This window comes from Falsiroseomonas algicola (genome assembly GCF_011040385.1).
GTDB lineage: Bacteria > Pseudomonadota > Alphaproteobacteria > Acetobacterales > Acetobacteraceae > Falsiroseomonas > Falsiroseomonas algicola.
On sequence record NZ_JAAIKB010000005.1, the window covers coordinates 37,147 to 61,296 of the forward strand.

Consider the following 24,150-nt stretch of genomic DNA (forward strand, 5'->3'; position numbering starts at 1 on the left):
CCATGGCTGCTGCGCCGAAGCCGGAGGGGGAGGACCCCGTCCCCCTCTTCGATCCGCGGCGCATGGCCTTCTTCCACTTCATGTTCCGGCGCTTCTTCGCCAAGCACATGCGCGCCGCGCGGGTGGCGCGCTGGGGGATGCCGCGGGAGTATGGCGCGCGGCCCCTCGTCATCTTCGCCAACCATCCGGGCTGGTGGGACGGCGTCGCCTTCATGCTGCTGTCGCAGCGCCTGTTCCGCGGGCGTACCATGTTCATCCCGATGGATGCGCAGGCGCTCAGCCGCTACGCCTTCATGAAGCGCCTCGGTGTCTTCGGGATCGAGACGGGGACGCCGCGCGGTGCCGTCGCCTTCCTGCGCACGGCGAAGACGGTGCTGGCGGCGCCGGATCGCATGCTCTGGATGAATGCGCCGGGCCGCTTCAGCGATGTGCGCGAACGCCCGGTGCCGATCGCGCCGGGGATGACGCGGCTGCCGGAGATGGCGCCGGATGCGCTCTTCGTGCCGCTCGCGCTCGACTACCCCTTCTGGACGGAGCGCAAGGCGGAGATGCTCTGCGCCTTCGGCGATCCGATCGAGGCCTCGGCGTTGCTGGCGCTGCCGCGGGATGACCGCGCGCCGGCGCTGTCGCAGGCGCTGGCGCAGACGATGGATCGCCTGGCGCTGGACGCCATTGCCCGCGATCCGGCAAGGTTCGAGACGCTGCTGCGCGGGCCGGAAGGCATGGGAGGCGTGTGGCAGCTCTGGCGCCGCCTGCGCAGCACCCTGCGCGGCGAACGCTTCGATCCACGACACGATCCTCGCCAGGAGGCCGGCTAGACCATGGTTGCGGATTTCACCTGGGCCTGGATTGCGCTCGCGCTGGCGACCTTCCCGGCGACGATGGGGGTGGTGAACCTGTTCCTGGTGCGGCCGCCGGAGGGGAAGCCGAAGGACGGCACGCTGGTCTCCGTGCTGATCCCCGCGCGGAACGAGGAAGCGAACATCGCCGCCTGCCTCGATGCCGTGCTGGCCTCCCGCGGCGTCGCGATCGAAATCGTCGTGATGGATGACGGATCGACGGACCGCACGGCGGCGATCGTGCAGGGCTATGCGGCGCGGGATTCGCGGGTGCGGCTGGAACAGGCGCCGCCGCTGCCCGCGGGCTGGACGGGCAAGGTGCATGCCTGCCAGCGCCTGGCGGATGCAGCGCGCGGGACGCATCTGCTGTTCATCGATGCCGATGTGCGGCTTGCCCCCGATGCCGCGGCCAGCATGGCGGGGCATGCGGCGCGCACCGGGGCGGGCATGGTCACGGGCGTGCCGCGCCAGGTCATCGAATCGCTCGGCGAGGCCGCGACCGTGCCGATGATCAATTTCCTCCTGATCTGCTACCTGCCGGGCGGCGGGCGCGCCTTCACGAAGCGGTCCGGCATGGCGGCGGCCTGCGGGCAATTGCTGCTGGTGGAGCGCGCGGCCTATGACCACACCGGCGGCCATGCCGCGGTGAAGGGCGTGCTGCATGACGGCCTCGCCCTGGCGCGACTGATGCGCGACGCCGGGCACGCGACGGAGATCGTGGAGGGGGCGGGCCTCGCGACCTGCCGCATGTACACGAACTTCGCGGATTGCTGGGCGGGCTTCAGCAAGAATGCGCGGGAAGGCATGGCGACGCCGGTCGGCCTGCCGGTCTGGACCGCCATGCTGGCGGGCGCGCATCTCTGGCCCTTCGTCTTCCTGCCGAACACCGCGGCGATCATCGCGCTGGCGCTGGGCTTCGCGCTGCGCGCCGCCGTCACGCTCCGGGTGCGGGAGCCCTGGTGGACCATCCCGCTGCATCCGCTGACGGTGGCGGTGGCACTCGCCATCCAGTGGACGGCGCTGGTGCGCGGGCTGATGGGCAAGCCGGCGGGGTGGAAGGGCCGCGCCTACCAGGGCATCGGCTGAGCGTGGACGGCGCCTCGGTTGCCGCCGGCCCGCCGACGCGGGACGAGAATTCGGAGAACTTCCCCGTCGCCTCGCGGCTGATCCCGGCCGCGCTGCGCCCGAAGGTGCTGGCCTTCTACCGCTTCGTCCGCACCGCCGACGACATCGCGGACAGCGCCTCGCTGAATAGCCATGAGAAGCTGGCCCGGCTGGAGGCGATGGAGATCCAGCTCGATGACCCCGCCGGCCCGCTGGCGGCGGTCGGCACGGAGGAGGCGCGGCTGCTGCTTTCCGCCTTCCGCCAGGATGCGGTGCGTGGCCGCTACCCCGATTGGGCAGCGCTGGAGGATTACTGTGCCCGGTCCGCGGAGCCGGTGGGCCGCATGCTGCTGCGCCTGCATGGGGAGGATGACGAGGCGGCGGGCCATGCCTCCGACGGGCTCTGCACCGCGCTGCAGATCCTGAACCACCTGCAGGATTTGGTGCCGGACCGGGATGCGATGGACCGCATCTACCTGCCCGTGCCCTGGATGGCGCTGGCGGGCGGGGAAGCGGCGTTCTTCGCGCGGGAGAACCCGGCGCGGCGCGCCGTGCTGGATGCGGCGCTCGATCGGGTGGAGGCGGGCCTGGAACAGGCGGCGCCGCTGCCGCGGCTGCTGCGGTCCCGGCTGCGCTTCCAGGCAGCGGTGACGCTGGATCTGGGATGGCGGTTGCTGTCGAAGCTGCGGGCGGCCGATCCCGTGCAGGGGCGCGTTGCCCTGGGCAAGGCCGATTTCGGGAAGGCCTTCGCGCGCCTCGCCCTGCCGCCGCCCTCCGACGCCGCGGTGGTGCGCGCGCGGGTGGCGCGGGCAAAATCCTCCTTCGCGCGGGGGATGGCCGTGCTGAAGGGGGAGCGGCGCCGCGCGCTCTTCGCCGTCTATGGCTTCTGTCGCGCGGTGGACGACATCGCCGATGGCGCCGTGCCGGAAGCCGAGAAGCGCCGCTTCCTCGCGCAATGGCGCAGCAAGCTGGAGGCGCCGGATTGCGCGCTTTCCGCCGAACTCGCCTGGGCGCGCGATGCCTTCGCGCTGCCGCTCTCCGAATGCGAGGCGATGATCGCGGGGATGGAGACGGATGCGACGGCGCCGCTGCGGCTGCGGACGGAGATGCAGCTCGATGAGTATTGCCGCCGCGTGGCGGGCAGCGTCGGCGCCATGGCGGTGCGCATCTTCGGCGCGCCGGGGGCGGAGGGCTTCGGCCTGGCGCTGGGCCGCACCTTCCAGCTCGTGAACATCCTGCGCGACGTGGATGAGGATGCGGCGATCGACCGCGTCTACGTCCCCGCCGAGCTGCTGGCGCGCCATGGCGTGACGGCGACGGCGGCCGAGGAGATCGTGGCGCATCCCGGCTTCGCCCGAAGCTGCGAGGAACTGGCGCATCGCGCCGCCGCCGGCTTCGCCCGGGCGGAGGCGGAGCTGCGCGAACACGACCCGGCGGCGCTGAAGCCCGCGCGCGTCATGATGTGGGGCTACCGCCAGCTGTTCGACCGCATGCAGGCCCGCGGCTTCGCGCATCCGCGCGTGCGGCCGCGCCTGTCGCGGGGCGAGAAGCTGCGCATGGCCCTGCTGGCGATGAAGCCCTGATGGTCGTCCATGTGATCGGCGCAGGCGTCGCCGGGCTGGCGGCGGCGCTGGTGCTGGTGAAGGCTGGGCGGCGCGTGGTGGTGCATGAGGCCTCCCCTGGCGCGGGCGGGCGGGCGCGGGCGCTGCCGGATGGCACGGATAACGGCACGCATGCGCTGCTCGGCGCCAACCAGGCGGCGCTGGGATTCCTCCGCGATGTCGGCGCGCTGGAGGGCTGGGTGGAGCCGGAGCCCGGGGGGCTGCCGGTGCTGGACCTGGCGGACCACGCCGCGCGCCGCGTGGCGCTGGCGCCGATGGGCTGGCTGCGTGCCGGGATGCGCCCGGCGGGGATGGATGCCGGCGGGTTCCTGGCGCTGCTGCGCCTCGCCCTGCCGGGGCGGGACCGCAGCGTCGCCGACGCCTTCGCCCGCCACCCCGTGCTGCTGCGCGCGCTGGTGGAGCCGCTGACGGTGGCCGCGCTGAACACCCCCGCGACGGAGGCCTCCGCCAGGCTGCTGGGGATGGTGCTGCGCCGCCTCGGCGCGCCGGGCGCGGCGCGGCTGCTGGTGGCGCAGCGGGGCCTCGGGCCGGACATGGTGGCGCCGGCGCTGGCGACGATCGGCGCGCATGGCGGCGCGGTGCGCTTCGGCGCGCGGCTTCGCGGCCTGGTGCGGGCGGAGGGCCGTGTCGCGGCGCTGGATTTCGGGGAGACGGCGCAGCGCCTGGCGCCCGATGACCAGGTGGTGCTGGCGCTGCCGCCCTGGGAGGCGCTGCGGCTGCTGCCGGACCTGCCCGCGCCAGTGACGCATGCCCCCATCCTCAACGTCCATTTCGCGCGGGAAGGGGAGGGGCCGGTGCGCTTCATCGGGCTGCTCGGCGGGCTCGGCCAATGGGTGCTGGTGCGACCCTCCGGCGTCTCCGTGACGGTCAGCGCGGCGGATGACAGCGTGGGTCTGTCCGACGCCGAGGCGGCGGAGCGTATCTGGCCGGAGGTGCTGGCCGCCGCCATGGCCTTCCGCCTGCCCGGCGAATGGCCGATCCGCGCGCCTGGCGCGCGCGCCGTGCGGGAACGCCGCGCCACGCCGCGCCACGGCGTCGGCCCGCGGCCCGCGCCACCCCGCCGGCCGCTGCCGAACCTGGCCCTCGCCGGCGACTGGACGTTCCCCAGCCTCCCCGCGACCATCGATGCGGCGGTGCAGTCCGGACAGGCCGCTGCCGCGGCGTTGCTGCATCCGGGGCCGCGGCCGTGACGCCCGCGGAGGCGCTGGCCCATCTGCGCGAAGCGGAGGCGCGGGACGGGCGGATCGATGTCGAGCGGCGCCGCGCCCTGCTGGCGCGGCTGGCCGACAGCCTGCTGACCCATGCGGAAGCGATCGCGGCGGCGCTGGATGCCGATTATGGCGGGCGATCTCGGCTGGAGACGCTGCTGGCCGACGTGCTCTGCGCCGTCGATGCCGCGCGGTATTCGCGGCGCCACCTGCGGTCCTGGGCGAAGCCCCGGCGCGTGGCCGTGCCCTACCCCTTCTGGCCGACGCGGGCCTGGGAGGAGCCGGTGCCCAAGGGCATCATCGGCATCATGGCGCCCTGGAACTACCCGGTGCAGCTGGCCCTGGTGCCGGTGGTGGACGCCATCGCCGCCGGCAACCGCGTGGCCGTGAAACCCAGCGAGGGGACGCCCCGCTGCGCCGGCCTGATCGCCCAGGTGCTGGAGGAGGCGCTGGGCCCCGACATCGCCGCGACGGTGCAGGGCGGGCCCGATGGCGCGGCCGACTTCGCCGCCCAGCCCTGGGACCACCTGGTCTTCACCGGCGGCACCACCACGGGCCGCAAGGTGGCGGAAGCGGCGGCGCGGAACCTGGTGCCCGTCACGCTTGAACTTGGCGGCAAATGCCCGGCCGTGGTGCTGCCGGGTGCGGACCTCGCCCAGGCGGCGCGGGACATCCTGGTGGGCAAGGCGGTGAATGCCGGCCAGACCTGCGTGGCGCCCGACACGGTCCTGCTGCTGGGCCACACGCCGGAGGCCTTCGTGCAGGCCTGCCGCGCCACCGGCATCGGCCTGCCGGAGACCACGCTGGCCAATGACGCCCAGGCCGAGCGCCTGGACCGGCTGGTGGAGGGCGCGCGGCTGGAGCGCCTGGCCGCGGACGGGGCAGGGCGCCACCGCGCGATCGCGCTCGCCTTCCCGGAGCCCGACCACGCCCTGCTGCGGGAGGAGGTCTTCGGCCCGATCCTGCCCGTGCTGGCCCTGCCGGATCTGCCGGCCGCGATCCGCTGGATCACCGCCCGGCCCTCCCCGCTCGCCGTCTATCTGTTCGGCGCGACGACCGTCGAAACCAGCCTGGTTGCTGAATCGGTTCGTTGCGGTGCCCTGATCCAGGACCGCGCCGTGGAATATGCGGCCTTCCCCGCACTGGGCTTCGGCGGCGTCGGTCATTCCGGATCCGGGCGGTATAAAGGATCCGCGGGATTCGTCGCATTTTCAATAATTCGCGCGCGGGTTGTTCACGGGAAATGGAGTCTTTCCCGTATCTTCGATGTCCCGAGAAAAAAATTCGCTCCGCAGTTGATCGAGAGGCTGGTAAGGAAGCGTTAACGCTGTCAGCTTCCGTGCATGATCGTATCCGGCGAGCCTGACGCGCCCATCCACACGCAGAGGCTGCGTCTGCGTCTTCCCCAACCCGATGACGCGCAGGCACTGGCCGGTCTCATGGCGCCGGAGGTGAGTGCGCGCCTGGCCTCCTGGCCCGCCAGCCTGGCGCCGGAGGTGGCGGCGCAGCGCCTGACGGAGGCCCGCGGCGCCGCCATGGCCGGCCGGGCGCTGCCTCTGGTGATCGAGCGGCTGTCCGACCAGGCGGTGATCGGCTGGATCAGCGCCACGAGGGCCGAGCTGGACCCCAACCGCGCCATCCTGACCTACTGGCTGGGCTCCGCCCATCACGGCCAGGGATACATGCGCGAAGCGGCCCCGGCTGCGCTGGCCGCCGCCTTCGCGCGGCTCGGCGTCGCGGAGGTGCGCGCCGCCGTGCAATGCGACAACGAAGCCTCCCGCGCCGTGTTGCAGGGCCTTGGCATGATGCGGCTGGAACTTGGCAGTATCTGGTGCAGTGCCCGGGGGCGCGAGGAAGCCTGCGAGTGGTGGGGTGTCGCGCGCCCGGTGGAGGAAGCGCCCGCCGCTTCCCTTCCCGCGGTCCTGCCGACGCTGGCCGTCGCGGTCCCCGCCCTGCAGGTGGCGGCGCAGTAGCCGCCCCTGGCCGAGCCGCGGCCGCACCGCCATAATCAGCACCGCGCGGGCGTGCCGGAACGGTAGACGGAAGGGTCTTAAAAACCCTCGGCCTTTGGCCATGCGGGTTCGATCCCCGCCGCCCGCATAAATGCGGTGCCCTCAAGCGCCGGGCGGCCCCTCCGGGGCCTTGGCTCGCCGGACTGCCGGCGGGCCGCCTTCGCGGCCTCGGCGCGCGATGCGCGCCGCCCTTTGCGGACCCTCAGACGGCGGGCGCGGCCTCCGGCCGCTTGCCTTCGCGCCCTGCACGGTGTGTGCGGGCGGCGATGCTGGCCTGGGCGCGGGCCGCCTTCGCGGCCTCGGCGCGCGATGCGCGCCGCTGTTTCCGGTGGCGGGGGCGCGTTCGTTCCGCGCGGTGTGGGGGTGGCGCCTGCCGCCTACCCCAGCCGCGCGAAGGTCAGCTCGTGCTTGTTGTGGGCGCTGTGGAAGACGACCGCGCCGGGGATGGCGGCGAAGGCCTCGGCGGCCTCGTGGTCGGTCTCGCCCTGGAACTTGATGGTGCAGACCAGGTTGCGCGCCGCATCGGCCTCGATCCAGCGCCGCACCAGCGCCAGCAGGCGCGCGGGGTAGCAGATGACGTCGCTGAACAGCCAATCCACCTTCGGCTCCGTCCGCGGGTCGAGCCCGAAGGCGCTTTCCGCCCGCACCGTCACGCCGCGCATCGCGGCCACGCCCGGGTCCATCGCCGCCTTGTCGACGGCGGCCACCTGCGCGCCGAGCCTCGCCAGCACCCAGGTCCAGCCCCCCGGCGCGGCGCCGAGGTCGAGGCACCGGTCGCCCGGCCCCGGATAGCGGCCGAGCCGGGTCAGCGCCTCCCACAGCTTGAGGTAGGCGCGCGACGGGGGGCCTTCCTTGTCCTCGACGAAGGCGACCTCCCCGTTCACGAAGGGGCTGGTCTTGGTGGGGGAGGCCAGCATCCGGTCCGGCGCCAGCAGCGTCCAGGCGCCGAGATGCCCGGTCGGCGCCGGCTCCGGGAAGGCCAGCGGCCGCGCCTTCACCGGCGGCAGGCGTTCCGTGATCAGCGTGCTGCGGCGGTGATGCGCCGCCGCGTAGCACGCCCAGTTCCGCTGGATGGCCCGCAGCGCATCGGCGCCTGCCTTGACGGAGGGCACGGCGATCTCCGCCGGCGCCGTCCAGCATTCCAGCGCCCAGGCCGCATGCGCCGGCGGGTCGGGCGACAGCGCGAGCCTGCCATGCCAGGCGGTGACGCGTCGGCGCGCGCGGCGCAACTCCTCCGCCAGTTCGGCCTCGAAGCCCTCGGCCGCCAGATAGGCGCTGGCGATCACTTCTGGGGCGCCAGCGCGGCGGCCGCGGCCAGGATGCCCCAGCCCACCAGCAGCACCGTGCCGCCCAGCGGCGTGACCAGGCCGAGCGAGGTGTCCGTCAGCGCCCGCAGATAGACGCCGCCGCAGAAGGCGATGGTCCCGGCCGCGAAGCACCCGGCGGCGATGTGCACCAGGCGCCCGCGCCGCCGCTCTGCCAGCAGCCCCGCGCCGAGCAGCGCCAGCGCGTGCCAGGCCTGGAGCGAGGCGCCCGTCGTCGCCAGCGCCGCGCGCTCCGGCGCCAGCCCATGCGAGGCATAGGCCGCCATCGCCACCGCGATGAGGCCCGACAGCGCCCCGAACACCATCCACATCCGTGCCATGGCCGGGGATTACCCCGCGGCCGCCGCCGCCGCCAGCCGAACCCGCGCGGCCTCCTCATGCGCCAGCCGCGTCGGCTCCGGCAGGCGCCGGCCGCGCAGCGTGCGCTCCACCCAGGCGATCGCCGTCTCCAGCGAGACGCGATGCCCGACCGAGACATAGAGCGGATTGGCCCCCCGCCGCGTGCGCAGCGCCATGCCGAGCACGCGCCCCTTCCAGACCAGTGGCGCCCGCGCGCCGGGCGTGTCGGGGAAGTCGCCCTCCACCGTGCCGCGCAGCACAGATTTCGCGACGCCGATGGTCGGCACATCCAGCACCACGCCGAGATGGCTGGCCACGCCGAGGCCCTTGGGGTGCGCGATGCCATGTCCATCGACGAGGATCAAATCCGGCTTCACCGGCAGCTGCGCGAAGGCGCGCGCCAGCACCGGTACCTCCCGGAAGCCGAGCAGCCCCGGGATGTAGGGCAGGCCGCCCGACCGGCTGGCGCCGCCGGCGCCGATCGGCGCCAGTGTCGCGACGTCCAGCGCCACCATCGCCGCATGCACCGTCCGCGTCGGGTCGAAGCGCATCGAGGATGCATCGGCGCCGCCCAGCACCCGCACGGGGCCGAGCGCATCCTCCGTCACCACAAGCGCCGCGAGGTCGGGCTGGAGGCGCAGCGCCTCCGCGGCGGTCGCGGGCTCGGGTGGTGTCGTGACCCCCTCCTTACGCTTCGCCGGGCGCCACGATGTGGGTGGTGATCTCCATCACGCCCTCCAGCCCCGCGACGCAGACATCGCCGGGCTTCAGGTAGAGTTCCGCCGCGTTGGGCTGGCCGATCGCGGTGCCGCGCGGCGCGCCCGTCGCGATTACGTCCCCGGCCTCGAAGGGCATGAAGCGGGAGAAATGGGCGATGATGCCCTCGATCCGGTGGATGTATTCGTCGGTGTTCACGCGCAGCCGCTGCTGGCCGTTCACCACGCAGGTCAGCCACAAATCGTAGGGATCCGCGATCTCCGCCAGCGGCACGGCATAGGGGCCGACCGGCGTGAAGCCCGGCATGTTCTTCGAGACCCAGAACTTGGTGCCGAGCTGCACCTCCTGCTTCTGGATCTCCCGCGCCGTCAGGTCGTTCAGCACCGTCACGGCGCCGACATAGTCCCGCGCCTTCTCGCGCGGCACCTGGAAGGCGCGCTTCGTGACGATGAAGGCGAGCTCCGGCTCGTAGTCGAAGGTCGTGATGCCCTCCGGCCGCACCACGCGCGCGCCATCGCCGACCAGCGTCTCCGTCAGCTTCACGAAGCTCGTCGGCTCCTTCGGGTCCTCCAGCAGCATGCCCTTCGCGGCGAGTTCCGCGCGGTGCACCTTGCTGTTCTTGCCGACGCAGAAGATCTTTCCCGGGTTGGTGATGGGCGGCAGCACGTGGCAGGAGGCGAGCGGCAGCGCGACCTTCGCGCCCTCGATGATCGTCCGCAGTTCCCCGACGGGCAGCGCCAGCGCGCGCAGCATGTCCCAGTCGCCGCCGAGCGCCGCCGTCAGGTCCAGCATCGTCTCGCCACGCACGGCGCCGAGCCGCGGCCGCACATCGCCGCGGGAGAGGAAAGTCGCCAGTCGGATCATGGAAGAAGGCCTATTCCAGGGTGATGTTGCGTTCGCGGACCACGCGCTGCCACTTCGCGATGTCCTGGTCGATGAAGGCGGCGAAGGCGTCGGGCGTCATCGGCTCCGGCTCCGCGCCCAGCGTCGCCATGCGCTCTTTCGTGGAGGCCAGCGACAGGGCGCGCGACGCCTCCTGCGCGATGCGCTGCGTCACGGAAGCGGGCACGCCCTTCGGCGCGAAGAGGCCGAACCAGCCGACGGCCGCGTAGCCCGGCAGCCCCGTGGTGCTGGCCGCCGGCACGCCGGGCAGCAGCGCGGTCGGGCGTTCCGACGTCACCGCCAGGTTCACGACCTGGTTGGCGGCCACCGCGGAGGCCACGGTCTGCGGCGGCGCGAACATCAAATGGATGCGCCCTGCCACCAGATCCGTCAGCGCGGGACCGGTGCCGCGATAGGGCACGTGCAGCATCTCGATCCCCGCCATGGAGGCGAAGAGCTCCGCGGCGAGATGGCTCGCGGCGCCCGTGCCGCTGCTGCCGAAGGTGAAGTGCCCCGGCCGCGCCTTGGCGAGCGCGATCAGCTCGCCCACGTTGCGCGCCCCGACGCCGGGATGCATGGCGATGACATAGGCGGGGGCGGCGATCAGCGTGATGGGCGTGAGTTCGTCGCGCACCGCGAAGACCTTGTCACCCCCCGGCCCCGCAAGCCCCATGATCCCGCCGGTCGAGGTCACCATCAGCGTGTGCCCGTCCGGCTGCGCGCGCTGCACCATCTGCAGCCCGATCCGCCCCGCCCCGCCGCCGCGATTCTCGACGACAACGGATTGCCGCCAGGATTCTTGAAAGTGCTGGCCAAGGATGCGCGCCAGCACATCCGTGCCGCCGCCCGGCGGGAAGGGCACCACGATGGTGACGGTGCGCGTGGGAAAGGCCGCATCCTGCGCGCGGGTGAGCCCCGGCAAGGCCAGGCCCGCGCCAAGCGTGGCCAGCAGCGTCCTGCGCGTCGTCATCAATCTTTCCTCCTCGGCGGGATAATCTCTTCGCATGGGGCGAGGGATGGGCCAAGGGGGTGACGCCCCTCCAGCCCCGCCCTACAAGTTTCGCCGCCTCGGAGGAGAACCCCGCCATGAAGCTCTACTACTCGCCCGGCGCCTGCTCGATGGGCATCCACATCATCCTCGAGGAGCTGGGCAAGCCCTATGAGCTGTCGCTGGTCGCGCTGAAGGATGGCGCGCAGCACAAGCCGGAATTCATGGCGGTGAACCCGAAGTCGAAGGTCCCCGCGCTGGATCGCGGCGATGGCAAGGTGCTGACGGAATTCCCGGTCATCGCCTGGTGGCTGGCGAAGTCGAACCCGACGGCCGCGCTGATCCCGACCGACCTGGAAGGGGAGGCGCGGTGCCTCGAGCTGCTGGACTATGTCTGCGGCACCATCCACCCGCAGGCCTTCACCCGCCAGTTCCGCCCCGCCCTCTACACGCTGCGGGAGGAGGACTTCCCGAAATCGGTCGAGCAGGGCAAGGCGAATGCCGACAAGTATTTCGCGACGCTGGAGAAGGGCTGGGCCGGCGGGACCTACCTGCTGCCCTCCGGCTATTCCGTCGCCGATGCCGCGCTGTTCTTCGTGGAATACTGGGCGGTGAAGCGCTCCGGCCTCACGCTGCCGCCGCGCCTCGCGGCGCATCTCGCGGCCATGCTGGCGCGGCCGGCGGTGCAGCGGGCGCTGACGCAGGAAGGCCTGGCGCTGTAAGGGGGCGGTGATGAGCACCCCCATCCTCTGGACCTCGACCAACTCCTCCGGCTCCATCGCCCACCAGGCGGCGCGGGTGTCGGGGTTGTCGATCGAGGTGCGGTTCATCTCGATCCGCGCCGGTGACGTCCGGAAGCCCGACTACCTCGCCATCAATCCGAAGGGGGAGGTGCCGGCGCTGCAACTGCCGGATGGCACCGTCATCACGGAGATCCCCGCGGTGATCTTCTGGCTGGCGGAAGCGGCGCCCGACAGCGGCCTGCTGCCGGCCGGTCCCTCGGGCCGGGCCAAGGGGATGGAATGGCTGGCCTGGTGCCATTGGACCATGGGGCGGCACTTCAACCCGGCCTTCGGCCCGCTGCGCTTCGCCGGCGGCAACGAGGCCGCGGGGAATGCGGTGCGCGCCGCGGCGCTGGTCCGGGCGAAGGAAGCGCTGGCCTTCGCGGATGCGGCGGTGAGGCGGGGCGGCGGCACGCTTTGCGGCACCGACCAGCCCTGCGGCGCCGACATCTTCCTGGCGGCGCTGGTCGGCTTCGCGGGGTTCCTCAAGATCGACATCAGCGACCTGCCGGCGCTCGGGGCGCTGCGCGATTCCGTCGCGGCGATGCCGGGCGTCGCGGCCGCGATCGCGCGCGAAGCAGCACAAGGATAGCCATGACGGGCCTCACCCCCACCACCTTCTGGTTCCTCCGTCATGGGGAGACCGACTGGAACGCCCAGGGGCTGTCCCAGGGCCGCACCGACATCCCGCTGAACAGCGTCGGCCTGGCGCAGGCGCGGCGCGCGGCGCGCACGCTGGCCCCCCTGCCCATCAAGACCATCGTCGCCTCCCCCCTGCTGCGCGCGCGCCGCACGGCGGAGATCGCGGCGGAGGCGCTGGGCCTTCCCGTCAGCCTCGACCCCGACCTCCAGGAGGTGAATTTCGGGGAGCAGGAAGGCCAGCCCATGGGCGACTGGTACGATGACTGGATCGCCGGGGACTACACGCCAGCGGGCGCCGAGACCTTCGCCGGACTCCGCGCCCGCACGGTGCGCGGCATCAATGCGGCGCTGGCGCATCCCGGCCCGGTGCTGGTGGTGGCGCATGGCGCGCTGTTCCGCGCGCTGCGCATGGAGGCGGGGCTGGAGGCCAATGTCCGCACCCCCAACGCCCTGCCGCTGCTGATGGAACCGCCCAGGCCGGGCGAGGCCGCCTGGACCATCACGCCGGCGGTGCTGGCGCCCGACGAGTAATCCTCACTCCGGGATCGGCGGCTCCTCCGCCACCGGTCCCGCCAGCGGCAGGGTCATGGTGCAGGCCAGGCCCTGCGGCGACCATTCCATGGCGATGCCGCCGCCGAGCTGCCCGCGCAGCGTCGCCTCCAGCACGCGGCTGCCGAAGCCCTGGCGGTTCGGCGCGACGGCGGGCGGCCCGCCGCTCTCCCGCCAGCGCATCACCAGCGTGGCGCCGCCATCCTCGGTCCTCCAGCTGACGGAGACGCGGCCGCCGGCGACGGAGAGCGCGCCATGCTTCGTCGCATTGGTGGCGAGTTCATGCATGGCCATGGCCACGGGCTGCACCGCGCGGCCCTGCAGATGCACGGGCGGGCCTTCCAGGACCAGGTGCTGTCCCTCGCCGATGAAGGGCTTCAGCTCGCCTTCCAGCAGCTGGGCCAGCGCGGCGCCCGACCAGTTCTCCCGCGCCAGCAGCGTCTGCGCCCGCGCCAGCGCGGCGACGCGGCCTTCCACCGCGGCGCGATAGGCGGGCAGGCTGTCGGCCCGCGTCAGCCGCAGTGCGGCCAGCACCACCGCCAGCGCGTTCTTGGCGCGGTGGTCCACTTCCCGCGCCAGCAGCGCCTGGCGTTCCTCCGACGCCTTGCGCTCCGTCACGTTCAGGAAGACGGCAGCAAAGCGTCCCGGCTCCGTGCGATAGGCAAAGACCTCGAACCAGGCGCCGAGCGTCGCGACCTGGTATTCGACATGCGCCGGCTCCCCGCTGCGCACGACGCGGCCATAGGTCTCGATCCAGAAGGGCTCGACGCCGGGGATCAGGACGGAGACGAGCTGCCCTTCCGCGGCCTTGCGCGTGATGCCGGTCAGCCTCTCCCAGGCGTCGTTGACCTCGAGGTAGCGGAAATCGACATCGCGCCCGGCCTCGTCCCGCACCATCTCGCAGAGCGCGAAGCCCTCATGCATCGCGGCGAAGAGGCCGCGCCAGCGGGCCTCGCTGGCGCGCAGCGCGACCTCGGCCTGGGCGCGCGCGAGGCTGGCGGCGATGCGCTCCGCCATCTCCCGCAGCAGCGCCTCCTCCGCCTCCAGCCATCGCCGCGGCACGGCCTGGTGGACGTAGAGCAGGGCCGTGAGCCGCCCCGCGCTGGCGATGGGGATGAGGAGCCCCGAAGCGGCGCCGCCGGGCAGCCCCTCGACCGGATCGGTGGCGGCATCGTCGATGCGCCGGGGCAGGGCGGCGGGCGCGGCCTCGACCGGCATCAGGGGCGTGCCGGGGGGAAGGGAGGGCAGGGTGCCATCGCCCCATTCGGCGGTGACGAGAAGCGCCTCGCCGTGCTCATCCGGCTCCGCATAGCCGCAGCGGCCCACGCGGAGCTGCGCCCCCAGCATGCGGAGCGCCACCTCCGCGACGCGGGCGGGATCGGCGATGTCGCGCAGCGCCTGGTCGAGCGCGAGGCCGAAGGCCTGGCGGCGTTCCGCCATGATTCGGGCGGTGATCTCCGCGCAGGCGCAGAACATGCCCGCGACCCGTCCCTCCTCATCCCGCACCGGCGTGGTGGAGAAGGAGAAATGCGCCTCCTCCGGATAGCCGTTGCGGGTCATCACCAGGGCGATGTCGTCCATATGCGTCGCTTCGCCGGCGAAGGCGCGGTCCACGATCGGGCCGACATCCTCCATGACGTCGAACCAGACGTCGCTGAACGGCTTGCCGAGCGCGGCGGGATGGCGGGCGCCGCAGAGCACCGCGTAGCTGTCGTTGTAGAGCATGAGGCGCGCCGGGCCCCAGGCGACATACATGGGCTGGCGGGACCCGAGCATGATGCCGACGGTGGTCTTCAGCGCCTCCGGCCAATCCTCCGGCGGGCCGAGGGGCGTCGCGGCCCAGTCATGCGCGCGCATGAGGGCGCCGAGGGCGCCGCCATCGGCCAGGAATCGCAGCCGCCTATGGGGCATCGGGGGCGCTGGCACAGAGGGGCGGCATGGGCATGGGCGGCTATCCAGGGTCCAGGGCGTGTCCCCGACCAGCCTGCCCGTCGCCGCCGCCGGGGGCCGCGGCGCGGCCTTGCCTGCGGCCGCCTCGGGCCGGCACCGCACCGAAGCGTTGCAACCGGGCAATGTCAAACGCCTGGCGCGCCTCAGGGCGCGCTTCCGCTTCGCCTCACGCAGGCGTGTCGGCGCCCCCCCGCCAGGCCGTGGCCTTCAGGCCGCGGCGCGGCGCATCCGAACCAGGCGCGCCAGCACCGGCCAGAGCAGCCCCGCCAGCGTCACCACGATCAGCGTCATGGCGATGGGGCGCGCCAGGAAGCCGGTCAGGTCGTCGCCGAAGATGATGAGGGATTGCTTCAGCGTCTCCTCCACCATGCCGCCCAGCACGAGGCCCATGATCAGCGGCGCGGGGGAGAAGCCGGCGCGGCGGAACAGCAGGCCGACGAAGCCCGCCACCATCATCACCCAGACATCGCCCATGGACTGGTTCGGCCCATAGGCGCCGATCAGTGACAGCGCGAAGACGGAGGGCCAGAGGAAGGCGGGCGGGATCAGGCTGATGCGGGCGAAGAACTTCGCCATGGTCAGGCCCATCACGAGGTAGAAGATGTTGGCCGCGAGCATGGAGGCGAAGACGGCGTAGAGCAGCGTCGGCTGTTCGTTGAAGAGATGCGGCCCCGGCCGCACGCCCTGCACGATGAGGCCCGCGAGGATGATGGCGGTGGTGGCACTGCCGGGAATGCCGAGCGCCAGCGTCGGCACCATGGATCCGCCGACCGCGGCGTTGTTCGCGGCCTCCGGCCCCGCCACGCCCTCGATGCTGCCATGGCCGAATTCATGCTTGTGCTTCGACCAGCGCCGCGTCTCGTTGTAGCCGATCAGCGCGGCGGTGGTGGCACCGAGGGCCGGCAGCGCGCCGATGAAGGTCCCGATGCCGCTGCCGAGCCAGATGGATCGCCAGCATTTTCGCATCTCCGCCCAGCCCGGCACCCGCGCGGCATCCAGCGCGATGATGGCGGGCTTGCCGAGGCGCCGGGTCGCCTGGTCCAGCATCTCGCCGACCGCGAAAAGGCCGATGAGGACGGGCACGAAGCCGATGCCGTCCGACAGTTCCATCACGCCGAAGGCGTAGCGCTCCACGCCCGTGGTCAGGTCCATCCCCACGGTCGCGATCAGCAGGCCGAGCGCGGCTGCGATCAGGTTCTTCAGCGCGCTGTCGCCGCCCACCGCCGCGCACATGGACAACCCGAACAGCGCGAGCGCGAAATACTCGGGCGGGCCGAAGGAATAGGCGGCGCGGGCCAGCAGCGGTGCCGCGAAGATCAGCACCACGACGCTGACGATGCCGCCGATGGCGCTGCTGATCGCGGACATGCCGAGCGCCAGGCCCGCCTGTCCCTTCTCCGCCATCTTGAAGCCCTCCAGCGCCGTCGCGCTGGCCGAGGGATCGCCCGGGGCATTCACCATGATGGCGGTGATCGATCCGCCGAAATTGGCCGCGCAATAGATGGCGCCGAGGAAGCAGATGGCCGGCACCGGACCCATCGCGATGGTCATGGGCAGCATCAGCGCGATGGTGGTGGACCCGCTGATGCCGGGCAGCGCGCCCACGAAGATGCCGAGCACGGTGCCGAGCAGCACCATCAGCATGACATAGGGATCGACGAGGATGGCGAGGCCGCCGAGGAAGGCTTCCACGATGCTCAGCCCCCGAAGACCATGCCGGTCGGCAGGGTCAGCCTGAAGATCTTCACGAAGACCAGCCAGATGATCGCGGTCATGGACAGCGAGACGGCCAGCAGCATCGGCCAGCGCACCTCTCCCCAGAGCCGCCCCACCACCACCAGGAAGACGGCGATGGTGCCGAGCATGCCGATCACCGCCATCAGCGGCACGGCCAGCAGGCAGGCGGCGAAGATGGCGATGGCGTCGCCGCGGATCGGCGGCGCCACCTCCGGGTCATGCGGCGCCGATTCCTGGAGGAACAGCAGCACGGCCATGCCCGCCATCACCAGGCAGATCAGGCGCGGGAACTCCACCGCGCCCAGGCCCGGCAGACCCTCCGGCACCGGATCGAAGCCGTAGGTGGCGGCGAAGGCCGCGGCCGCGACCAGCGCGACGCAGAGTGCGGCGGCCTGGTTCGTCCCGAAGCGGCGGATCATCCGCGCAGCAGTCCGAGCGCCGTCAGCGCCTCCCGCCCGTCATTGTTGAAGCCGGCGAGCTGCGCGCCCCAGGCCTCCCGCCCCGCCACGCTGTCCGGCGCCTGGCCGGTGTTCTCGAGGTAGGTCTTGTAGATCGGGCCGGACATGGCGCGGATCAGCCCCTGTTCCAGCCGCGCGACCCGATCCTCCGGCGTGCCCTTCAGCACGCAGAAGCCACGCAGCGTGTAGCCCGTGGCATTGATGCCGAGCTCCTTCGCCGTCGGCAGCTCACCGAAGGCGGCGATGCGCGTATCGGCCAGCGACATCAACGGGCGGAGTTCGCCGGCGCGGAGCTGCGCCTCGGCCTCGCCCGGGTTCACCACGGCGGTGTCGATGTTGCCGCCGACCAGGTTGATCACGATCTCTCCGCCGCCGCGGAAGGGCACGAGTGTCGGCCGCTGCAGGCCGGCCGCGCGGCCGAAGGCGAAGATGGTGACGTGGTCGACGCCGCCGACATGCGTGCCGCCGAAGCGCAGCGATCGCGTCTTGCCGGCCTCGATCAGGTCGGCCGCGGTGCGGAAGGGGCTGTCGCGGCGCACCAGCACCAGCTGCGGGTCGGCGGTGGCGCGCGCCACGGGGATCAGGTCCCCGAATTGCGGCAGGTTCGCGTTGCGCAGCTGCGTCAGCAGATGGGTCTGCGTGACCAGGATGATGGTGTGGCCATCGGCGGGCTTGCTGGCGAGGTATTGCAGCGCCTGCGCGCCGCTGCCCGCGGTGCGGTTCACCACGGTGAATTCCTGCCCGAATTCCGCCGGTGCCTGCACCATCATCATGCGCGCCGTGATGTCCGTGCCACCGCCGACGCCGGCATGGGTCACGACCTCGATGGTGCGGGAGGGAAAGCGCTCCTGCGCGTGCAGCCTAGCCGGCGCGGCGAGGGCGGCCGCCGCGCCGGCCAGCAGCAGGTGGCGGCGATGGATCGTGCTGGTCATCGTCGTTTTCTCCCTTTCGCCCTGTTCCGGGCTTCGTTGTCGCATCGGTCGCCTGGAAGCGGCGCTTGCCGCCGGCGATATGGGCCTCCCCGGCCGCGCGGGCCGCGGCCGCATCGCCGGCCGCGATCGCCTTCAGGATCGTCGCGTGTTCCGCGTTGCTCTCCCGCATGTTCTCGGGCTGCACGAGCGCGCGGCGGCGGAAGAGGTGAAGCTCGTTGCCGAGATCCTCGTAGAGGCGCTGGGATCGCGGCCCGCCGCCGAAGGACAGCAGCGCGGCATGGAATTCCAGGTTGGCGGCGTAGTAGCTGGGCGGGTCGTCGGCGCGGCGCGCCGTGTCCATCCGCTTCACCAGCGCGCGCAGCGTCGCCATCTGCGCGGGCGCGGCGCCCTCCGCCAGCCTGGCGCAGGCCAGGCCCGTGATGGCGGCGCGAAGGTCGTAGATCTCCAGCGCCTCCTGCGCGCTGACGGTGCGCACATAGGATCCCTGGTTGCGCACCGCGACGACGAGGCCCGAGCGTTCCAGCCCGCGCACCGCTTCCCGCACCGGGCCGCGGGAGACGCGGAGCTGCGCCGCCAGCTGCTGCTCGTTCAGCCGTTCCCCCGCCGGCAGGGCGCCGGAGAGGATCATGCGTTCGATTTCCTGGGCGACGAGGGAGGAGAGCGATCGCGTGCGCACGATCTCGAGCGCGGTGGGCTCGGGCGCTGTCAGGCTCATTTCCTCCATGACGGAAGCGTGCCGGTGCGGACTGCCATCTGTCAACAGTTGGCGCGGCCGGATTTGCCTGGGCGGGGGAGGGTGCTAGACAGGCCGGGTCCAGGAGAACCCGCCGATGGCCCAGGCCCCCCAAGCGTCCACCGCCCTGTCCCGCTTCACGGTGCTCGACCTCACCCGCGTGCGTTCCGGCCCCACCTGCGTCCGCCAGCTGGCCGACTGGGGCGCCAACGTCATCAAGATCGAACTGCCGCCCGCGCTCGACGAGGGCGACCCGATGGGCGGTCCGCGCGCGGGCTCCGACTTCCAGAACCTGCACCGCAACAAGCGGGCGATGACGCTGAACCTGAAGTCGCCCGATGGCGTGGCGCTGCTGAAGAAGCTGGTGGAGAAGGCCGACGTCGTCGTCGAGAATTTCCGGCCGGATGTGAAGAAGCGGCTGGGCATCGACTACGAGGCGCTGTCGGCCGTCAATCCGAAGCTGGTCTACGCCTCCATCAGCGGCTTCGGGCAGGATGGGCCCTATGCCACGCGGCCGGGCTTCGACCAGATCGCGCAGGGCATGGGCGGCCTGATGTCCATCACCGGCCTGCCGGGCCAGGGGCCCGTCCGCGTCGGCATCCCGATCGCCGATCTCTGCGCCGGTCTCTTCGCCGCGCAGGGCATCATGATCGCGCTGCTGGAGCGGGAAGTCTCCGGCAAGGGGCAGTGGGTGCAGTCGTCGCTGCTGCAGGCGCAGATCTTCATGCTGGACTTCCAGGCCAGCCGTTGGCTGATGGAAGGCCAGGTGCCGAAGCAGGCGGGCAACAACCACCCGACCAGCATCCCGACCGGCGTCTTCACCACCAGCGACGGCTACATGAACATCGCAGCCTCCGGCAACAAGATCTGGGAGCGCTGCGCCAAGGCGCTGGGCCGCGACGACCTGCTGGCCGATGACCGCTACAAGACCGCCGCCGGCCGCAGCCAGAACCGCGACGAGCTCAATGCCGAGATCGAGAAGACGACGCTGACCAACACCACCGCGCATTGGGTGGCGGCGCTGAACGAGGCCGGCGTTCCCTGCGGCCCGATCTACAAGGTGGACGAGATGTTCGCCGACCCGCAGGTCCAGCACCTCGGCATCGCTCAGAAGCTGAATGGTGGGAACAAGGGGGAGGTCGCCTATGTCGGCCAGCCCATCAAGCTGTCCCGCACGCCGAGCAGCATCGTCACGCACCCGCCCGAACTCGGCGAGCACACGGATGAGGTGCTGGGCGAACTCGGCCTCGACAAGGCCACCATCGACGACCTGCGCGCCCGCCAGGTGATCTGACGAATACTCCCTCCCCCGCGCTTGCGGGGGAGGGTCGGGGTGGGGGTTCCCACCCGCTCCCCATCCGCAGGAAGGATCGACGTCCATGGACGGAATGCTCGTGACCGGCAGCGAGAAGATGCTGGCCCGCAAGGCCGACGGCATCGGCTGGATGACCTTCAACAACCCCGAACGCCACAACGCTGTCTCCATGGAGATGTGGCAGGCCGCCGAGCGTATCCTGGCCGACTTCAAGGCGGATGATGCGGTGCGCGTCATCGTCGTCAACGGCGCGGGCGGCAAGGCCTTCGTCAGCGGCGCCGACATCTCGAAGTTCGAGAGCGAGCGCAGCGGCGAAGCGGCCGTCGCTGCCTACCAGGCGCAGACCGCCAAGGTCTATGACGCGCTGGCGGAAAGCCCGAAGCCCACCATCGCCATGATCCAGGGCCACTGCATCGGCGGCGGCACCGCGCTCGCCGTCTGCTGCGACATGCGCATCTGCGGGGAGACGGCGAGCTTCGGCGTGCCCGCGGCCAAGCTCGGCCTCGGCTATCCGCTGGCCGGCATCCGCCGCCTGGTCGATCTCGTCGGCCCTTCCTTCGCGAAGGAGATCTTCTTCACCGCGAAGAAGTGGACCTCGGAGGAGGCCCGCATCATGGGCCTGGTGAACCGCGTGGTGCCGAACGACAAGCTCGAGGACTTCGTGCTGGACTACGCGAAGACCATCGCGGGCAATGCGCCGCTGACGGTCGGCAGCGTGAAGTTCATCGTCGGCGAGGCGCTGAAGGATCGCGGCGCCGCGAACGAGGCCGCCTGCGACGCCATGGTGAAGGCCTGCTTCGCGAGCGAGGACTACAATGAGGGGCGGAAGGCCTTCCTCGAGAAGCGGCCGCCGCAGTTCAAGGGGCGGTGAGTCCCGGGGAAGGCGCTGCCTTCCCCGGACCCCATCCGCCAGGGGGGAGACCCCCCTGGACCATCGTCAATTCCAGGGTTCCAAGGGCCCGCTGGCCCTTGGCCGGGGGTGCAGGGGGACAGCGTCCCCCTGCGTGTAATGGTTGGTGCGGGGGAACGGCGTTCCCCCGCGGGCAACCCGGTTTGCAGCGGCGTCCCCCGCGCGGTAAAACCCCGCCCTCCCGCCCGTCCTCCGGAAGCCGAAGCAATGCCCGCCTGGCAGTACGTCTACGTGATGAAAGACCTCACCAAGTCCTATCCGGGCGGGCGAGAGGTCTTCAAGGGTATCACCCTCTCCTTCCTCCCCGACGTGAAGATCGGCGTGCTCGGCCCGAACGGCGCCGGCAAGTCCACGCTGATGCGCATCATGGCCGGCCAGGACAAGGAATATGGCGGAGAGGCCTGGGCGGCGGAGGGCGCGCGCGTCGGCTACCTCTCCCAGGAACCGCAGCTCGACCCGAACAAGACGGTCGGCGAGAACGTGATGGAAGCCTTCGCGGAGCTGTCCGGGCAGCTCCGCCGCTTCAACGAGATCTCCGAGAAGTTCGCCGAGCCGATGGAGGAGGAGGAGATGAATGCCCTCCTCGCCGAGCAGGCGGAGCTGCAGGAGAAGATCGAGGCCGCGGAGGGCTGGGAGCTCGACCGGCGGATCGAGATCGCGCTCGACGCGCTGCGCTGCCCGCCCTTCGACAGCCCCGTCGGCCATCTCTCGGGCGGTGAGCGCCGGCGCGTCGCGCTGTGCAAGCTGCTGCTGGAAAAGCCCGACCTGCTGCTGCTGGACGAGCCGACGAACCACCTGGACGCGGAATCCGTCTCCTGGCTCGAACAGACGCTGAAGGACTACAAGGGCGCCGTGCTGATCGTCACGCACGACCGCTACTTCCTCGACAACGTCACCAACTGGATCCTGGAAGTCGATCGCGGCCGGGGCTTCCCCTACCAGGGCAACTACTCCGCCTATCTCGACCAGAAGCGCAAGCGCCTGCAGCAGGAGGAGCGGGAGGAGAGCGCCCGCCAGCGCCAGCTCGCCAAGGAACAGGAATGGATGGGCCGCAGCCCCGCGGCGCGCCAGGCCAAGTCCAAGGCCCGCATCGCGGCCTATGAGGAGATGCTGGCGAAGCAGAATGAGCGGGCCGGCGGCGAGGCCGAGATCGTCATCCCCCCCGCGCCGCGCCTCGGCAACACGGTCATCGTGGCCGACCAGCTGCGCAAGGGCTATGGCAACCGCCTGCTGATCGACAACCTAAACTTCAAGCTGCCGCCCGGTGGCATCGTCGGCATCATCGGGCCGAACGGCGCCGGCAAGTCCACGCTGTTCAAGATGATCACGGGGCTGGAGACGCCGGATGGCGGCAGCCTGGTGGTCGGCGACACGGTGAAGCTCGGCTATGTGGACCAGTCCCGCGACAGCCTGGCGGACGACAAGACCGTCTGGCAGGAGATCTCGGACGGCATGGACCAGATCACCATCGGCAAGCGGACCATCCCGTCCCGCGCCTATGTCGCCGCCTTCAACTTCAAGGGCGCGGACCAGCAGAAGCGCGTCGGCGTGCTCTCGGGTGGTGAGCGCAACCGCGTCCACTTGGCCAAGATGCTGAAGCGGGAACACAACGTCCTGCTGCTGGACGAGCCGACCAACGACCTCGACATCGACACGCTGCGCGCGCTGGAAGATGCGCTGGAGGAATTCGCGGGCTGCGCCGTGGTGATCAGCCACGACCGCTGGTTCCTCGACCGCCTGGCGACCCACATCCTGGCCTTCGAGGGCGACAGCCACGTCGAGTGGTTCGAGGGTAACTTCGAGGCCTACGAAGCGGATAAGCGACGTCGACTCGGTGCCGCGGCCGACCAGCCGCACCGCATCAAGTACCGCCCGCTGGTCCGGTAGGGATTTGGTTCCCGCCCGTCTGGCGGAAGGCAATGGCATCACGACGGAGCGGCTTTCGCTCCGTCCCGTGGCGCCGGAGAATTTGCCCGACCTGATCCGCCTGAAGGCGGATGAGGCCGCCTTCGGCCTCATGCTCCATGGCACCCGCTCCCCGGAGCGGGCGCGGGAGGAGCTTGAGGACGACATGGAGTTCTGGCTGGTGCGGGGCTACGGCACCTGGGCGGTGTTCGAGCGCGGCACGGGCGAGTTCCTCGGCATCACCGGGCTCATGGAACGGCCGGATGGGCGGGGCGTCGCGGTACGCTTCGCGCTCTGGCCGTCCTGCCGGGGCAAGGGCTATGCGCGGGAAGCCGCGCGGGCCGCGCTGGCCTTCGGCTTCCGCCGCGGCCTGGCCCGCATCGTGGCCGTCGCGTGGGAAGGCAACCACGCCAGCCGCGCGGTGCTGACCGACCTCGGCATGACGGAATGCGATCGCTTCCAGTATCGCGGGCGGGAGATGCTGGTCTTCGAGGCCTTCCCGCCGGGTTGAGGGGCGCTCCGGGCGCCCCCCGCTCTCAGCCTCCCTCGCGGGAGGCCAGCTGCTGGATCTGCTGGCGCATCGCCGTCAGCAGGCTGGCGACGTTGCCGCCGTTGCGGCTGATGACGCTGCTGTATTCGCTTCGCGTTGTCAGGCGCAGGCTGGTGCCCTCCGCGATCACGTCCACCACCCGAGGCGCGCCGCCCACTTCCGCCACGCGCCAGTCGAGCCCGAAGGCCGGGCTGCCAGGGCGTTCCACGACGGTGTTGACCAGCACGTCCTCCTCCGTCCGCGCCTGGCTGCGGCCGAGCGAGAAGCGCACGCCCTGGTATTCGCCGAAGCGGGCGGAGAGGTTGCGGATCAGGATCTCCTCGAACAGCCGGAGATATTCGGCCTGCTGATCGGGGGAGGCAGTCCGCCAGAAGCGGCCGAGGATGAAGCGGCCCACGCCCTCCACGTCGACGGCGCGGCGCAGCACCGCGGCCACCCGTTCGCGCCGCTGCGCGACGGGCGAACCCACGGCGTTCATCGCCTGCACCAGCTCCTCCCCGGTCTGCTGGATGAAGGAGGTGGCGCGGGCGGGGTCGATCTGCTGGGCCTGCGCGGCCCGGCCCATCAGGGCCATGCCGGCGGCGGCGATCAGCAGGCTGCGGCGGTCAAGGGAATGCATCATCCGGTCCATCTGTTCGGGCGTGCAGGGGA

Annotated in this window: 24 protein-coding genes and 1 tRNA gene; 14 read left to right on the forward strand and 11 right to left on the reverse strand. The window is 71.6% G+C overall.

Going from position 1 to position 24,150, the window contains the following annotated elements; translation table 11 throughout:
- The first annotated feature begins 2 nt into the window (after nt 1-2).
- From G3576_RS13755 to G3576_RS13785, 7 genes are all read left to right on the forward strand, one after another.
- A complete protein-coding gene (locus tag G3576_RS13755; RefSeq protein ID WP_164694991.1) occupies nt 3-818 on the forward strand; it encodes a lysophospholipid acyltransferase family protein in 816 nt (271 codons plus the stop codon).
- Between the two features lie 3 nt (nt 819-821).
- A complete protein-coding gene (locus tag G3576_RS13760; RefSeq protein WP_164694992.1) occupies nt 822-1,925 on the forward strand; it encodes a glycosyltransferase in 1,104 nt (367 codons plus the stop codon).
- A gap of 2 nt (nt 1,926-1,927) precedes the next feature.
- The gene (locus G3576_RS13765) at nt 1,928-3,526 is read left to right on the forward strand and encodes a squalene/phytoene synthase family protein (RefSeq protein ID WP_328729094.1); all 1,599 of its coding nucleotides are present in this window, start codon (nt 1,928-1,930) and stop codon (nt 3,524-3,526) included.
- On the forward strand, nt 3,526-4,755 hold the full coding sequence (locus G3576_RS13770; RefSeq protein WP_164694994.1) for a hydroxysqualene dehydroxylase: 1,230 nt from the start codon (nt 3,526-3,528) through the stop codon (nt 4,753-4,755). The genes G3576_RS13765 and G3576_RS13770 overlap by 1 nt, the downstream gene beginning before the upstream one ends.
- Complete coding sequence (locus G3576_RS13775) at nt 4,752-6,098, forward strand: aldehyde dehydrogenase family protein (RefSeq protein ID WP_164694995.1); 1,347 nt, start codon at nt 4,752-4,754, stop codon at nt 6,096-6,098. The genes G3576_RS13770 and G3576_RS13775 overlap by 4 nt, the downstream gene beginning before the upstream one ends.
- Nucleotides 6,099-6,116: 18 nt before the next feature.
- Complete coding sequence (locus G3576_RS13780; protein WP_164694996.1) at nt 6,117-6,746, forward strand: GNAT family N-acetyltransferase; 630 nt, start codon at nt 6,117-6,119, stop codon at nt 6,744-6,746.
- A gap of 45 nt (nt 6,747-6,791) precedes the next feature.
- Nucleotides 6,792-6,873: transfer RNA gene (locus tag G3576_RS13785), tRNA-Leu, on the forward strand.
- 289 nt (nt 6,874-7,162) lie between these two features.
- Here the strand turns inward: G3576_RS13785 and G3576_RS13790 are convergent.
- The 5 genes from G3576_RS13790 to G3576_RS13810 are packed head-to-tail and all read right to left on the reverse strand — an operon-like array spanning nt 7,163 to nt 11,018.
- The gene (locus G3576_RS13790) at nt 7,163-8,071 is read right to left on the reverse strand and encodes an SAM-dependent methyltransferase (RefSeq protein WP_164694997.1); all 909 of its coding nucleotides are present in this window, start codon (nt 8,069-8,071) and stop codon (nt 7,163-7,165) included.
- The gene (locus G3576_RS13795; protein WP_164694998.1) at nt 8,068-8,430 is read right to left on the reverse strand and encodes a DUF423 domain-containing protein; all 363 of its coding nucleotides are present in this window, start codon (nt 8,428-8,430) and stop codon (nt 8,068-8,070) included. Before G3576_RS13795 ends, G3576_RS13790 begins: the two co-directional genes overlap by 4 nt.
- A gap of 9 nt (nt 8,431-8,439) precedes the next feature.
- A complete protein-coding gene (locus tag G3576_RS13800) occupies nt 8,440-9,090 on the reverse strand; it encodes an endonuclease V (RefSeq protein ID WP_164695328.1) in 651 nt (216 codons plus the stop codon).
- A gap of 46 nt (nt 9,091-9,136) precedes the next feature.
- Nucleotides 9,137-10,030 (reverse strand): fumarylacetoacetate hydrolase family protein, encoded by an 894-nt coding sequence (locus G3576_RS13805; protein WP_164694999.1) that lies wholly within the window; start codon nt 10,028-10,030, stop codon nt 9,137-9,139.
- Between the two features lie 10 nt (nt 10,031-10,040).
- The gene (locus G3576_RS13810) at nt 10,041-11,018 is read right to left on the reverse strand and encodes a Bug family tripartite tricarboxylate transporter substrate binding protein (RefSeq protein WP_164695000.1); all 978 of its coding nucleotides are present in this window, start codon (nt 11,016-11,018) and stop codon (nt 10,041-10,043) included.
- 116 nt (nt 11,019-11,134) lie between these two features.
- Here G3576_RS13810 and G3576_RS13815 point away from each other — a divergent pair, with 116 nt between their 5' ends.
- Genes G3576_RS13815 through G3576_RS13825 form a run of 3 tightly spaced genes read left to right on the forward strand, consistent with a single transcriptional unit; the run spans nt 11,135 to nt 12,991 of the window.
- On the forward strand, nt 11,135-11,758 hold the full coding sequence (locus tag G3576_RS13815; RefSeq protein WP_164695001.1) for a glutathione S-transferase family protein: 624 nt from the start codon (nt 11,135-11,137) through the stop codon (nt 11,756-11,758).
- A 10-nt stretch (nt 11,759-11,768) separates the two neighbouring features.
- The gene (locus G3576_RS13820; protein ID WP_164695002.1) at nt 11,769-12,410 is read left to right on the forward strand and encodes a glutathione S-transferase family protein; all 642 of its coding nucleotides are present in this window, start codon (nt 11,769-11,771) and stop codon (nt 12,408-12,410) included.
- 2 nt (nt 12,411-12,412) lie between these two features.
- Nucleotides 12,413-12,991 (forward strand): histidine phosphatase family protein, encoded by a 579-nt coding sequence (locus G3576_RS13825; protein WP_164695003.1) that lies wholly within the window; start codon nt 12,413-12,415, stop codon nt 12,989-12,991.
- Between the two features lie 3 nt (nt 12,992-12,994).
- Here G3576_RS13825 and G3576_RS13830 read toward each other — a convergent pair whose 3' ends face one another.
- The 5 genes from G3576_RS13830 to G3576_RS13850 all read right to left on the reverse strand — a co-directional run bounded on the left by G3576_RS13830 (nt 12,995) and on the right by G3576_RS13850 (nt 18,801).
- Nucleotides 12,995-14,920 (reverse strand): HWE histidine kinase domain-containing protein, encoded by a 1,926-nt coding sequence (locus G3576_RS13830; protein ID WP_164695004.1) that lies wholly within the window; start codon nt 14,918-14,920, stop codon nt 12,995-12,997.
- A 246-nt stretch (nt 14,921-15,166) separates the two neighbouring features.
- The gene (locus G3576_RS13835; RefSeq protein WP_164695005.1) at nt 15,167-16,651 is read right to left on the reverse strand and encodes a tripartite tricarboxylate transporter permease; all 1,485 of its coding nucleotides are present in this window, start codon (nt 16,649-16,651) and stop codon (nt 15,167-15,169) included.
- A 5-nt stretch (nt 16,652-16,656) separates the two neighbouring features.
- Complete coding sequence (locus G3576_RS13840) at nt 16,657-17,115, reverse strand: tripartite tricarboxylate transporter TctB family protein (protein WP_164695006.1); 459 nt, start codon at nt 17,113-17,115, stop codon at nt 16,657-16,659.
- Nucleotides 17,112-18,086, reverse strand: a complete 975-nt coding sequence (locus G3576_RS13845) for a tripartite tricarboxylate transporter substrate binding protein (RefSeq protein WP_164695007.1) — start codon at nt 18,084-18,086, stop codon at nt 17,112-17,114. The genes G3576_RS13840 and G3576_RS13845 overlap by 4 nt, the downstream gene beginning before the upstream one ends.
- Nucleotides 18,016-18,801 (reverse strand): FCD domain-containing protein, encoded by a 786-nt coding sequence (locus tag G3576_RS13850; protein WP_235951921.1) that lies wholly within the window; start codon nt 18,799-18,801, stop codon nt 18,016-18,018. The genes G3576_RS13845 and G3576_RS13850 overlap by 71 nt, the downstream gene beginning before the upstream one ends.
- A 115-nt stretch (nt 18,802-18,916) precedes the next feature.
- Between G3576_RS13850 and G3576_RS13855 the strand changes: the two genes are divergently transcribed.
- The 4 genes from G3576_RS13855 (at nt 18,917) to G3576_RS13870 (ending at nt 23,460) form a co-directional block, all read left to right on the forward strand.
- Complete coding sequence (locus tag G3576_RS13855) at nt 18,917-20,113, forward strand: CaiB/BaiF CoA transferase family protein (RefSeq protein ID WP_164695009.1); 1,197 nt, start codon at nt 18,917-18,919, stop codon at nt 20,111-20,113.
- 85 nt (nt 20,114-20,198) lie between these two features.
- Nucleotides 20,199-21,005 carry an enoyl-CoA hydratase gene (locus tag G3576_RS13860; protein WP_207622824.1) on the forward strand — a complete coding sequence of 269 codons (807 nt, stop codon included), beginning with the start codon at nt 20,199-20,201 and terminating at the stop codon, nt 21,003-21,005.
- Between the two features lie 246 nt (nt 21,006-21,251).
- The gene (gene ettA / locus G3576_RS13865) at nt 21,252-22,931 is read left to right on the forward strand and encodes an energy-dependent translational throttle protein EttA (RefSeq protein WP_164695010.1); all 1,680 of its coding nucleotides are present in this window, start codon (nt 21,252-21,254) and stop codon (nt 22,929-22,931) included.
- 4 nt (nt 22,932-22,935) lie between these two features.
- Complete coding sequence (locus tag G3576_RS13870; protein WP_164695011.1) at nt 22,936-23,460, forward strand: GNAT family N-acetyltransferase; 525 nt, start codon at nt 22,936-22,938, stop codon at nt 23,458-23,460.
- Between the two features lie 25 nt (nt 23,461-23,485).
- Here G3576_RS13870 and G3576_RS13875 read toward each other — a convergent pair whose 3' ends face one another.
- Nucleotides 23,486-24,121: an MlaC/ttg2D family ABC transporter substrate-binding protein gene (locus G3576_RS13875; RefSeq protein WP_235951922.1), complete on the reverse strand. Its 636-nt coding sequence runs from the start codon at nt 24,119-24,121 to the stop codon at nt 23,486-23,488.
- Nucleotides 24,122-24,150: the final 29 nt, after the last annotated feature.